Raw genomic sequence first — 12,776 nt, forward strand, 5'->3', positions numbered from 1 at the left:
TGCGGAACAAACTCTTCGCATAACAAGATCGCCAACCGCCTGCTCCCCTCAGTGCTGTTGGTAATAATCAGGAGCTACTGTCATGCACGATTCAGCTCGTCCGCACGGCACGCTAAACCGTCGACGTTTTATTTCCCTGTCCAGCCAGTCGCTGCTGGCGTTGAGCCTGAGCCAGTTGATCCCGGTGAACCTGCTCGCCGAGGAGCGGCAGGCGGAACTGCCTGATGGCCTGCTGCGCATGGGCCGCGACATCTTCCCCCACGATTTCATCAGCGATCGCCACTACGTACAGCCCCTGCTCGACCTGGCGGAACAGGAGCCGGCGCTGATCGGCGGCGGGCTCGACGAGCTGCAGCGACAGGCACGCAAGGCCCACGGCAAGCGCTTCGAGCAGCTGGACGAAGCCGAACGCGTGGCGCTGCTCAGCGACATCGAGAACACCCCGTTCTTCAAGGCGGTACGCAGCAGCCTGATGTTCGGCCTGTACGACAACAAGGCGCTGTTCCCGCTGTTCGGCTACGAGGGCTCGTCGTGGGAATACGGCGGCTACGTCAATCGTGGCTTCGACGATCTCAACTGGCTCTGAGCCAGCGCGCCTCGCGGCACCGACTGCACAACAAGAACAAGAGAGGGATACCCCATGGCAACTTTTGCCCAGGACGACGATGGCGTCGTGGTGATCATCGGCTCCGGCGCTGGCGGCGGCACGCTGGCCAACGCGCTGGCCAAACAGAAGATTCGCAGCGTGGTGCTCGAGGCGGGCAAGCGGCACACGCTGGAGGACATCGAGAACGACGAGTGGGCGATGTTCAAGAAGATCTCCTGGCTCGACAAGCGCATCGCCGCCGGCGACTGGCACCTGGCCGAGAACAACCCCAACCTCCCGGCCTGGATCGTCAAGGGCGTCGGCGGCAGCACGGTGCACTGGGCCGGCATCGCCCTGCGCTTCCGTGATTTCGAATTCAAGATGCAGAGCATCAACGGCGACATCGCCGGCGCCAACCTGCTGGACTGGCCGGTGACCCTGGAAGAGATGGCGCCCTGGTACGAGAAGGCCGAAAAGCACATGGGCGTGACCGGGCCAAGCACCGGCATGGCGTACCACCCCTGGCACAACTCCTTCAAGGTGCTGGCCACCGGCGCCAAGCGGGTCGGCTACAAGGAGATTCTCTCCGGGCCGATGGCGATCAACACCGAGCCCTACGACGACCGCGCCGCCTGCCAGCAGATCGGCTTCTGCATGCAGGGCTGCAAGATGGGCGCGAAGTGGTCGACCCTCTACACCGACATCCCGCGCGCCGAAGCCAGCGGCTACTGCGAGGTGCGCCCGCAGTCCATGGTGCTGCGCATCGAACACGACGCCAAGGGCAAGGTGAACGGCGTGGTCTACGCCGACGCCCAGGGCAACATCCAGCGGCAGAAGGCCCGGGTGGTGTGCGTGGCCGGCAACTCCATCGAGTCGCCGCGCCTGCTGCTCAACTCCGCTTCCTCGATGTTCCCCGACGGCCTGGCCAATTCCTCCGGCCAGGTCGGCAGGAACTACATGACCCACACCACTGCGGGCATCTTCGCCGTGATGCCCAAGCCGGTGAACATGCACCGCGGCACCACCTGCGCCGGGGTGATCTCCGACGAGTCCTACAACGACCCCTCACGCGGCTTCGTCGGCGGCTACCGCCTGGAGATCCTCGCCCTCGGCCTGCCGTTCCTCTCCGCCTTCCTCGACCCGACGCCCAAGGGCTGGGGCCGCCAGTTCGCCTCGCGGATGGAAAAGTACAACCACATGTCCGGCGTCTGGCTGTGCGGCGAAGACCTGCCGCTGGAAAGCAACCGCATCACCCTGCACGCCACCGAAAAGGACCAGTACGGCCTGCCGATTCCGGTGGTGACCAAGAGCGATCACCCGATGGATGCCGCCATGCGCAAGCACGGCGTCGCCGCCACCGCCAAGTGTTACGAGGCCGCTGGCGCCACCGACGTGATCGAGCTGCCGCCCTACCCGGCCAGCCACAACATGGGCACCAATCGCATGAGCGCCAAGGCCCGTGACGGCGTGGTGAACAAGTGGGGGCAGAGCCACGACATCCCCAACCTGTTCGTTTCCGATGGCAGCCAGTTCACCACCAGCGGCGGCCAGAACCCCACCCTCACCATCGTCGCGCTGGCCCTGCGCCAGGCCGAGCAGATCGGCCGGCTGCTCAACGAACGCGCGATCTGACCACCACTACAAGGGAGTCGACCATGACCCAGCCCAACAACTCGCAGCGCCTGTGGATGTACGAACAGATGCTGACCGGCCGCTACATGGAGGAATCCATCGAGCGCATCTACATGGAAGGCAAGACGCCGGTGTTCAACATGGCCAAGGGGCCGATTCCCGGCGAGATGCACCTCTCCAACGGCCAGGAGCCCTGCGCGGTGGGCGTCTGTGCCCACCTGAACGCCGAGGACATCGTCACCGCCACCCACCGCCCGCACCACATCGCCGTGGCCAAGGGCGTCGACCTCAACGAGATGATGGCCGAGATCTTCGGCAAGGCCACCGGGCTTTCCGGCGGCCGCGGCGGGCACATGCACCTGTTCGATGGCCGCGTGAATTTCTCCTGCTCGGGGATCATCGCCGAAGGCATGGGCCCGGCCGTCGGCGCCGCATTGTCGCGGCAGATGCAGGGCAAGCCCGGCGTGGCGGTGTCCTTTATCGGCGAGGGCGCGGCCAACCAGGGCGCCTTCCACGAAACGCTGAACCTCGCCGCGCTGTGGAAGCTGCCGGTGGTGTTCGTCATCGAGGACAACGCCTGGGGCATCTCGGTGGCCAAGGCCAGCGCCACCTGCATCAAGCAGCACCACGTGCGCGCCGCGGCCTACGGCATGCCCGGTGTGTTCGTCGAGAACAACGACCCGGACGGCGTGTTCCGCGCGGCCGGTGAAGCCATCGAGCGCGCCCGCGCCGGTGGCGGCCCGACCCTCATCGAGATCGAGACCTACCGCCTGGCCGGCCACTTCATGGGCGATGGCGAAACCTACCGCCCCGAGGGCGAGAAGGACGGCCTGATGAAAAAGGACCCGATTCCCGGCTACCGCCAGCGCCTGATCGACGAGGGCGTGATGACCGAGGCGCAGGCCGAGGACATCGCCGCGCGCGCCCGCGGCCGCATCGACGAAGCGATCGAGTTCGCCCGCGAAAGCCCCTACCCGCGCCCGGAAGAGGCGCTCGAGCACGTGTTCGTGTGAGCCCGCCCGACAACAACACGAGGAACACCCCATGAACAGCCAAGCCACCATGGCCGCCGCCGTCTGGCACGGTCGCAAGGACATCCGCCTGGAACAGGTGCCGCTGCCCGGCGCGCCGCAACCGGGCTGGGTGCAGATCCGCGTGCACTGGTGCGGCATCTGCGGTTCCGACCTGCACGAATACCTCGCCGGCCCGGTGTTCATCCCTGTGGACGCGCCCCACCCGCTCACCGGCATCAAAGGCCAGTGCATCCTCGGCCACGAGTTCTGCGGCGAGATCGTCGCCACCGGAGAAGGCGTCGAGGGCTATGCGCCGGGCGACAAAGTCGCCGCCGACGCCTGCCAGCATTGCGGCCAGTGCCGTTTCTGCAAGACCGGCCAGTACAACCTGTGCGAACAGCTGGCCTTCACCGGGCTGATGAACAACGGTGCGTTCGCCGAACTGGTCAACGTGCCCGCCGAGCTGCTCTACCGCCTGCCCGAAGGCTTTCCGCTGGAGGCCGGCGCGCTGATCGAACCCCTGGCGGTCGGCATGCACGCGGTAAAAAAGGCCGGCAGCCTGCTCGGCGAGACGGTGGTGGTGGTCGGCGCCGGCACCATCGGCCTGTGCACCATCATGTGCGCCAAGGCCGCCGGCGCCGGCCAGGTCATCGCCCTGGAAATGTCCGCCGCACGCAAGGCCAAGGCCCTGGAAGTCGGCGCAACGCGGGTCATCGACCCCAGCGAGTGCGACGCCATCGCCGAGATCAAGGCGCTCACCGGCGGCTACGGCGCCGGCGTCTCCTTCGAGTGCATCGGTCACAAGGCCACCGCCAAGCTCGCCATCGACGTGATCCGCAAGGCCGGGCGCTGCGTGATGGTGGGCATTTTCGAGGAGCCCTCGGAATTCAACTTCTTCGAGATCGTCGCCACCGAGAAACAGGTGATCGGCTCGCTCGCCTACGCCGGCGAATTCGCCGATGTCATCGCCCTGATCAGCGACGGCCGCATGGACGTCACCCCACTGATCACCGGGCGCATCGGCCTGGACAGCATTCTCGAGCAGGGCTTCGAGGAGCTGGCCAACCACAAGGACCGCAACGTCAAGATCATCGTCAGCCCCAGCGCGCTGGCCGGCTGAGCAGGAGACCGCCATGACCACAGCAGTAAAGGAAAGAAAACTCACCGTCGCCCGCGCCATGGCTGAAGCCGTGGCGCAGGAGATGCGCCTTGACCCGAAAGTGTTCGTGATGGGAGAGGACATCGGCCAGCTCGGCGGCGTGTTCGGCAACACCCGTGGCCTTTATGAAGAGTTCGGCAAGGAGCGCATCCGCGACACGCCGATCTCAGAGACCGCCTTCATCGGCGCCGCCGTGGGTGCCGCCTCGGACGGCATGCGGCCGATCGTCGAGCTGATGTTCGTCGACTTCTTCGGCGTCTGCATGGACGCCATCTACAACCTGATGGCCAAGAACACCTACTTCTCCGGCGGCAAGGTGCCGGTGCCCATGGTGCTGATGGCCTCCACTGGCGCCGGCTACTCCGACGCCGGCCAGCATTCGCAGTGCCTCTACGGCACCTTCGCCCACCTGCCGGGCATGAAGGTGGTGGTGCCGAGCAATGCCTACGACGCCAAGGGCCTGATGACCGCGGCGATTCGCGATGACAACCCGGTCGTCTACCTCTTCCACAAGGCGCTGCAGGGCATGGGCTGGCTGGGCACCGAGAAAGGCGCCACCGTGCCGGTACCGGACGAGCCCTACATCGTCGAGATCGGCAAGGCCAAGACCGTGCGCGAGGGCCGCGACGTCAGCCTGGTCAGCCTCGGCGCCGGTGTGCACCACGCCCTGCGCGCCGCCGCGACGCTTGAGAAGGACGGCGTCAGCGCCGAGGTCATCGACCTGCGCAGCCTGGTGCCGCTGGACCGCGAGCACGTCATCGCTTCGGTGAAGAAAACCGGCCGGCTGATCGTGATCGACGAGGACTACCACAGCTTCGGCGTCAGCGGCGAAATCATCGCCAGCGTCGTCGAGCACGACATCGGCATGCTCAAGGCACGCCCGCAACGGGTGGCCTTCCCCGACATCCCCATCCCCTTCACCCCGGTCATGGAGCAATGGGCCCTGCCCAACGCGGACAAGATCGTGGCCGCCTATCACGCCATGCATAAGGAATGACGTTTATGAGTACCCCCATCGTGATTGCAGACGACCTCTGGGAAGGCGACGCCGAAGCGGTGATCACCTCCTGGCTGGTCAGCGACGGCGCCGAAGTGGCCGCCGGTGACCTGGTCGCCGAGGTCATGTCGGAAAAGGCCCAGTTCGAGATCGAGGCGCCGGCTGCCGGCGTGCTGAAGATCATCGAGGAAGAAGACGCGGTGATCGCCAAGGGTGCGGTCATCGGCCAGGTGGAATAGCCATGACTCGACTGGAAATCCTGCCCGAGCGCGCCCCCGAACGGGTGCCGCTCAAGGGCATGCGCAAGATGATCGCGGCGAAGATGCACGAAAGCCTGCAGACCACCGCGCAGCTGACCCACCACAGCGAATGTCGGCTGGATGCGCTGAAAACCCGCCGCGCCGAGCTGAAGGCCGAGGGCAGCGCGGTGTCCGTGCAGGACCTGTTGCTGCTCAAGGTGATCGAGACGCTCAAGGCCCACCCCAGCCTTAATGCCACGCTGGAAGAAGAGGTGATCCACCAGCACGCGGCGGTGCATCTGGGCCTCGCCATTCCACTGCCGGGCGATCTGCTGGTCGCCCCGGCGCTGTTCAATGCCGAACAACTGGACGGCGAAAGCCTGTCCCAGGCGCGCAAGGCGCTGGTCGACAAGGCCCAGACCGGAAAGCTGTCGGTCAAGGAGCTGACCGGCGCCACCTTTACCGTCTCCAACCTGGGACTGTCGCGGGTGCACCACTTCACGCCGATCCTCAATCCGCCGCAGGTAGCCATCCTCGGGGTCGGTGGTATCCAGCGGCGGCTGGAACTCGGGCCGAGCGGCGAACTGGTGGAAGTCGAGTGGATGGGCCTGTCGCTGACGTTCGACCACCGAGCCGTCAACGGCTCACCCGCGGCTGAATTTCTCGATGATCTCTGCCGGCGCATCGAGGGGTACGCGGCATGAACGGCATTGCTCGGTTCAGCGTGGGCGCCGGCCTGAATGCCGAGCGGGCCTTGTTGCAGCGCGTCTGTGAAGGACTGTTCGACTGCCAGCTGCTGCTCTGGCGCCCCACCGGCCAGGCGCTGGTGATGCCCGGCAGCTTCGAACGCCGCCCTGGTTTCGCCCTGGCCAGCCAACGCTGCGCGGCGCAGGGCTGGCCGATCCTGCTGCGCGACACCGGCGGCGAGCCGGTGCCGCAATCATCGGCGGTGCTCAACATCGCACTGGCCTGCACCATGCCGGTCAGCGAGGAGACCGGCAAGCGCATCGTCGTCGCCTACGAGCGACTGCTCGATCCCCTGGCGCTGTGGCTCGCCGAACATGGTCTGCGGGCAGGAGTCGGCGCGGTTCCAGGCGCCTTTTGCGACGGCCGCTTCAACCTGACGCTGGAGGGCCGCAAGCTGGCCGGCACCGCGCAACGCTGGCGGCGCAGCTGCGACGGCCGCCCAGCCGTGCTCGCTCATGCGGCTGTGCTGATGGAGGACTGGCGCGAGCCCATGGCCGATGTCGTCAACCGCTTCTATCACGCCTGCGCCAACGACCTCCGCTGCCAGGCCGACAGCCATCTGGCTCTCAGCGAGCGACTGCCGGCCGCCTGGAGCGAGGCCGAGTCATTGGCCGACCGTTATCAGCGCGTTCTGGCCTGGCAAGGTCTGCAGCTCGGCGCCCGCCCTTTGCCGTGCCCGACCGCAAGCGCGGTGGCCGGTCCGCCCTCCCCCTTGCTTTGAACAACAAAACGGTCAGCCATCCGGCCTGGCCATGCATCGGAGGCAACACCATGAGCTACCCCACCACCGCCCCGCCCAAAGTCCGTCTGCGCGACCAGCGCGGTATCCAGCCCTTCGGCCGAACAGCGCCGAACGTCAGGGAGTAAACACGTTTTAAAAACATTACCGGTAGATGCTCGCTTGACGCATGCCGGAAGCGCTGAACAACCCTAAACAAGGTAATAATAAAAATGAAATCAAGACGACCAACTCTAAGGGTACCTGTGTTAATGGCGGCTTCGCTTTTTGCAACTGCGCCATTGTATGCATCAGACAGGATGATTACCGACAAAGAACTGTCTGATGAATCAAACACTGCTGACTGGCTGGCTTATGGACGCACACACTCCGAACAGCGGTTCAGCCCCCTGAAAGATATCAATGTAGAAAATGTCAGCCAGCTGAAGCCCGAATGGTACGCCCCTCTTCCGGACCGATCCGATATGGTCGGGACGCCCTTGGTCGTCGATGGCGTCATGTATTACGTGGGCGAAATGAACAGAACGCGTGCGTTCGATGCTCGCACCGGCAAGATGCTCTGGGAATATGACCCACAGGTTTCCAAAGAAATTCTCGACAACAATATGAAGAAGGTCTTCTGGAAACATAGCCGCGGACTTTCAACCTATGGTGACAAGTTGTTCATCGCCACCTGGGATGGCCGTCTTATTGCGATCAACAGAAAAGACGGCAAGGAAGTCTGGCAAACCCGCACCTTTGATCATGATCAGCCGCTGAATATCACCGGCCATCCCAAGGCCTTTGATGGCAAGGTATTTGTCGGTAACGGCGGAACAGAACTTGGCCCGATGCGCGGCTATGTAACTGCTTACGATGCCGAAACCGGCAAACAGATCTGGCGCTTCTATATCGTGCCCGGCAACCCTGCTGATGGGTTCGAGGACGCCGCTCAAGAAATGGCGGCCAAGACTTGGAGTGGCCGGTGGTGGGAAAACGGCGGCGGCGGCAATGCCTGGCACGGCTGGACATACGACGCCAAGTACAACCAGCTCATCTTCGGTACAGGCAACGGCGGACCGTGGAACATCAAGGTGCGTAGCCCGGAGGGTGGCGACAACCTGTTCCTGTGTTCGGTCGTGGCGGTAGATGCGGATACCGGCGAATACAAATGGCACGTCCAGACTGCACCCGGCGACACCTGGGACTACAACTCGAACATGGACATCGTGCTGGCCGATCTGAAAATCGATGGCAAGGATGTTGACGCCGTATTGCATGCGCCGAAGAACGGCTTCTTCTATACGATCGACCGTTCGAACGGCAAGGTACTGTCCGCTGAAAAGTTCGCAGACGCCAACTGGTCAACCCGATATGACCTGAAAGAGCAGCGCCATATCGTTGCCGACGACGCCCGGTATCCCGATGGCGAGAAGAATATCTATCCATCGGCATTCGGGGCTCACTCATGGCACGCGATGTCTTATAACCCCGAGTTGAATCTTGCCTTTATCCCAACCAACCATCTGGGCAATACCTTCAAGGATGACGGCAAGAACACGAAGTCTGACCACAAGATGGCAAGCCACAAGCTCTACCTGGGACTGACCGGTTGGGAGCTGACCAAAGACCCCCATGAAACTCGCGGTTCCTTGCAGGCCTGGGACCCGATCAAGAATGAGCGTGTGTGGCAAGTCAACCAGAAGAGCCCATGGGGTGGCGGCACCCTGACCACGGCCGGCAACCTGGTTTTCCAGGGCCAGCCTGACGGCCTGTTCAAAGCCTACGATGCCCGCACCGGCGACGAACTTTGGTCATATGACGTGGGCCTCGGTATCTCCGCACCACCGATCACTTACAAGTTGGATGGCAAGCAGATGGTTTCCCTGCTGGTGGGCCCGGGTGGCGCACTGGCCTCCAACTTCGGCGGCTCCGGTGAACTCGGTTTTGAAAGTCATGGCTGGAAATATGGTGCGCATGAGCGCCGCATCATGACGTTCTCGCTCGATGGAAAAGCGGTCGTTCCAAAACAGCCTGCGCCGCAACTTGCCAAGCCCATCATCGATGAGAAGTTCGAGGTCGACACCAAGAAAGCGGAGGCAGGCGCGGGCGTTTTTGCGGAAAACCTCTGTGTCGGCTGTCATGGCGCCGGAGCGGTTGCCGGTATGAAGGCACCCGATCTACGGGAGTCGCCGATATTGCTCACAGGCAGTGAGAAGGCGTTCGAGAGTGTCGTGCGCGGCGGCGCGTTACTTGCCAATGGCATGCCCAAGTTCCCGGATCTGACCGATGCCGAGCTGGAAAGCATCCGTCACTTCGTTCGCCGGCAAGCACACGACGGTGTGAAGTCTGGTGGCGGACATTAGGCCGGCAACTTTCGATCACCAACCAAACAGGTGAACCGGTAACGCCTGAGTAGCCAGGCGTTACCAATAGCGGAAACGCACGCGAATACCGTGAATGCCCACAGGCATTGCGGCTAACGGTATTCGCTGCACGCGCACCGTTACATCCCAAAGGATCAGAACAATGACAATAAGCCTGCGCTTCGGCAGCGGCCTCCTCGCCGCCTGCCTGTTCACTTCTGCCCAAGCGGCCGAGTATTCACCCGATCAGTTCCTGTTCGGCGACTGGAACGGCAGCCGCACCCGCCTGCATGAGGCCGGCGTCGACCTGCAGATCACCTACGTCAACGAGCTGGCCTGGAACACGCAGGGCGGCGATGACCACACCGGCACCTATTCTGACCAACTGATGTTCGACGCCGTGCTGGACCTGGACAAGCTGCTGGGCTGGTCCGGCGCCGGCTTTCATTTCACGGTAGTCAACCGCAACGGCGAGAACCTCAACGCCGAAGCCGACCTCGGCGTACTGCTGCAGCCGCAGGAAATCTACGGCTATGGCAGCACCACCCGGCTGGTGCAGTTCTATTACCAGCAGGCGCTGCTCGACGACCGCCTGCTGGTCAAGCTCGGCCGGCTGCCCATGAGCGGGGACATCTACCCCTTCGCCTGCCCGTTCCAGAACCTCGGCTTCTGCGGCACGGTGCCCGGCTACGTCACGCCCAACTGGTACACCTGGCCGATCAGCCAATGGGGCGCTACCGCGCGCTACCAGTTGAACGAAGAATGGTCGTTGCAGACGGCGCTCTACCAGGTCAACCCGCGCTTCACCGAGCGTGAGCAGGGCCTGAACTTCGGCAGCCCGTCGGGCACCACCGGCTACCACGCGGTCGCCGAACTCGGCTGGACGCCGACTCTGGGCGGGCAACCCGGCGCCTATCGGCTCGGCCTGTGGCGCAACACCGGTGACTTCGAAGACCTCTACCGCGACGGTGCCGGCCGGCCCATGTCGCTTTCCGGTGCCGCGGCCGCCGAGCACGACCACGCCACGGGCGGCTACCTGATGGCCGAGCAGCAGGTCTGGCAGAGCACGGCGCTGCCGGCGCGACGGTTGAAGCTGTTTGCCAACTTCATCCAGTCCGACCCGGACGTGACCTACATCGAGCGCATCTGGCAGGTTGGCGGCAGCCTCTCCGCGCCGTTCGCCTCGCGCCCAAATGACGAACTCGGCCTGGGCCTCGGCCGCCTGGAAATCAACGACGACGCCCGCAAGCGCCTGCGCGAACAGGGCGAGCCGGTGCCGGACGTGGAATACCCCGCCGAGCTCTATTACCGCGTGGCGCTGACACCTGCGGTTTCGCTGACGCCAAACGTCCAATACTTCCACCGGCCGGGCGGTTTCGACGAAGCGGAAGACGTGGTGGTGTTCGGGCTGAAGACGGTGATCAGCTTCTGACCGGCGCATGAAGCGCGGCGACCGCGCGCAAAGCCGGTCGCCGCCTGCCCTTCGCTCAAGCCTTACTCTCCACAGCTCCTCAATCTTCACCTTTGCGTACCCCCCGTGGGTGTGCCAAATCAGCGTGCTGCCGCATGAATATGGTCGTACCGATCGATGGTCCCGATCCTCTGCAGCAAGACCAGCTGGCGTAGGGATTAACCGCAGGCAATTTGAAACCGGCGGGCGGGTCGCCTCCTTTCACTGACTTGTTCCACTTGTTCTAACCGCGGCATCACCGACTGCGCCGCGTTGGGACGGCGTGACCCGGTGCGCACCATCGACGGGCGCCGAAGGGCTGGGAAGCCGCCTGATCAAGTGGTCAGCCGCAGGCCGAAATCCGTTCCCAAACAGCAACATAGTTCCGATCCGCGGCGTTCTGGCACAGCCGGTGCACCTTCAAAAGCAGGCGTCATGCCCTGTTAGTACAAGTTGCTCAACCGCCAAGGTGAAGACAAATGGACAACCGGAATAGCCTGCTTGCGACCTCGTTACTCGGATCGGTACTGCTGTTCAGCGGCCCGCTGGCAGCGGAAACCATCCGCATCGGAATTGGCCATCAGAGCATGGTCACCAACACCGTTTCCGGCGGCATCGTGCTGGAGAAGCTCGACCTGCTGAACAAGCACCTGCCGCGAACCGGCAAGTATGCGGACGCCGACTACCGGATCGAGTTTCGCGACTACGATTCCGGCCCGCCGATCACCAACCAGATGCTCGCCGGCAAGCTCGACTTCGGTGTCATGGGCGACTACCCGCTGATCGTCAATGGCGCCAAGTTCCAGGCCACCGGCAAGCAGCAGACGCGCTTCATTGCCGTGACCGGCTACAACCTCAAGGGCACCGGCAACGGCATCGTGGTGCCCAAGGACTCACCCGTGCAGTCGCTTGCCGACCTCGCAGGCAAGAGCCTGTCCACGCCGGTCGGCAGTGCGGCCTGGGGCATGACCCTGAAGGTGCTGCGCGACGCAGGGCTGTCCGACAAGGTGACGCTGGTCAACCAGAGCCCACCGGTGGGCGCGGCGAACATTGCCGCCGGCAAGATCGACGCGCATGCCGACTTCTGCCCCTGGTCAGAGATCATGGAGTTCCGCGGCACCGCGCGGAAGATCTACGACGGCAGCGAGGCCGGCATCCCCACCTTCCACGGCATCGTGGTGCGCGACGACTTCGCCAAGCAGTACCCCGAGGTGGTCGAGGGCGTGCTCAAGGCCACCCTGGCCGCGCAGCAATGGATCAGCGACGACCCACGGCGCGCCGCGGAAAAGGTCGCCGAGTGGACCGGCGTGGAGAAGGAAGTGCTGTATCTGTATTTCAGCCAGGGCGGCATTTCGACCATGGAGGCGAGCATCAAGCCGCAGTGGGTCGAGGCGATGAAATACGACCACGCCCTGCTGCAGCAGGAAATGCAGATCCCCGATCTGGATTTCGCCGCCTGGATCGACGACAGCTACCTGAAGAAAGCCTACTCCGACATGGGCCTGGACTACGCCGCCGCGGTCGCCAGCGTGGTTAGCCCGGTCGCCCGCGCGCCAGGACGCAAACCGGCGGAGATCTGGTTCCAGGACCAGGGCATCGTCGCCTACGACAGCACCGCCGCCATGCTCGCTGCCGAAGCCAACGCCGAGGCGTCCGGCAACGCCATCAACGCCACCTACGTCTACGACAACCTCACCGGCCTGAAGCTGTTCGGCAAGGCGGCCTACCTGGTCAAGGACGCCAGCGGCGAGGTGCTGGCCTTCATGAAGAAAAGCGACTCGGAGCAGCACATCGCCCAGCACGGCGGCAGCGCCCTGCTGACCGATGCACCCGTGGCGATGCTGGACTGAGCCCCTGCGCGGCCCGTGC

11 protein-coding genes are annotated in these 12,776 nt (G+C 64.0%); all 11 read left to right on the forward strand.

The features are described from left to right. Positions 1-82: 82 nt before the first annotated feature. Positions 83-586 (forward strand): gluconate 2-dehydrogenase subunit 3 family protein, encoded by a 504-nt coding sequence (locus OUY36_RS15315; RefSeq protein ID WP_133456530.1) that lies wholly within the window; start codon positions 83-85, stop codon positions 584-586. Between the two features lie 54 nt (positions 587-640). Continuing rightward, positions 641-2,218, forward strand: a complete 1,578-nt coding sequence (locus tag OUY36_RS15320) for a GMC family oxidoreductase (RefSeq protein WP_110776325.1) — start codon at positions 641-643, stop codon at positions 2,216-2,218. A 23-nt stretch (positions 2,219-2,241) separates the two neighbouring features. Then, positions 2,242-3,231 carry a thiamine pyrophosphate-dependent dehydrogenase E1 component subunit alpha gene (locus OUY36_RS15325; RefSeq protein ID WP_267934911.1) on the forward strand — a complete coding sequence of 330 codons (990 nt, stop codon included), beginning with the start codon at positions 2,242-2,244 and terminating at the stop codon, positions 3,229-3,231. A 49-nt stretch (positions 3,232-3,280) separates the two neighbouring features. Continuing rightward, positions 3,281-4,351 carry a 2,3-butanediol dehydrogenase gene (locus tag OUY36_RS15330; RefSeq protein ID WP_267938190.1) on the forward strand — a complete coding sequence of 357 codons (1,071 nt, stop codon included), beginning with the start codon at positions 3,281-3,283 and terminating at the stop codon, positions 4,349-4,351. Positions 4,352-4,364: 13 nt separating this feature from the next. Continuing rightward, positions 4,365-5,387, forward strand: a complete 1,023-nt coding sequence (locus OUY36_RS15335) for an alpha-ketoacid dehydrogenase subunit beta (protein WP_253748576.1) — start codon at positions 4,365-4,367, stop codon at positions 5,385-5,387. Between the two features lie 5 nt (positions 5,388-5,392). Continuing rightward, the gene (locus OUY36_RS15340) at positions 5,393-5,626 is read left to right on the forward strand and encodes a lipoyl domain-containing protein (protein ID WP_023444395.1); all 234 of its coding nucleotides are present in this window, start codon (positions 5,393-5,395) and stop codon (positions 5,624-5,626) included. A gap of 2 nt (positions 5,627-5,628) precedes the next feature. Then, complete coding sequence (locus OUY36_RS15345; protein WP_267934914.1) at positions 5,629-6,330, forward strand: 2-oxo acid dehydrogenase subunit E2; 702 nt, start codon at positions 5,629-5,631, stop codon at positions 6,328-6,330. Continuing rightward, entirely contained in the window at positions 6,327-7,094 is a 768-nt protein-coding gene (locus OUY36_RS15350; RefSeq protein WP_267934916.1) for a lipoate--protein ligase family protein, read from the forward strand. The genes OUY36_RS15345 and OUY36_RS15350 overlap by 4 nt, the downstream gene beginning before the upstream one ends. 317 nt (positions 7,095-7,411) lie before the next feature. Further along, positions 7,412-9,457 (forward strand): PQQ-dependent dehydrogenase, methanol/ethanol family, encoded by a 2,046-nt coding sequence (locus OUY36_RS15355; RefSeq protein WP_267934918.1) that lies wholly within the window; start codon positions 7,412-7,414, stop codon positions 9,455-9,457. A 163-nt stretch (positions 9,458-9,620) separates the two neighbouring features. Then, a complete protein-coding gene (locus OUY36_RS15360; RefSeq protein ID WP_267934920.1) occupies positions 9,621-10,889 on the forward strand; it encodes a carbohydrate porin in 1,269 nt (422 codons plus the stop codon). A 497-nt stretch (positions 10,890-11,386) separates the two neighbouring features. After that, positions 11,387-12,757, forward strand: a complete 1,371-nt coding sequence (locus OUY36_RS15365; protein ID WP_043221377.1) for an ABC transporter substrate-binding protein — start codon at positions 11,387-11,389, stop codon at positions 12,755-12,757. Positions 12,758-12,776: the final 19 nt, after the last annotated feature.

The organism is Stutzerimonas sp. R40042 (assembly GCF_026642215.1).
In the GTDB taxonomy this organism is placed as follows: Bacteria; Pseudomonadota; Gammaproteobacteria; order Pseudomonadales; family Pseudomonadaceae; genus Stutzerimonas; species Stutzerimonas frequens.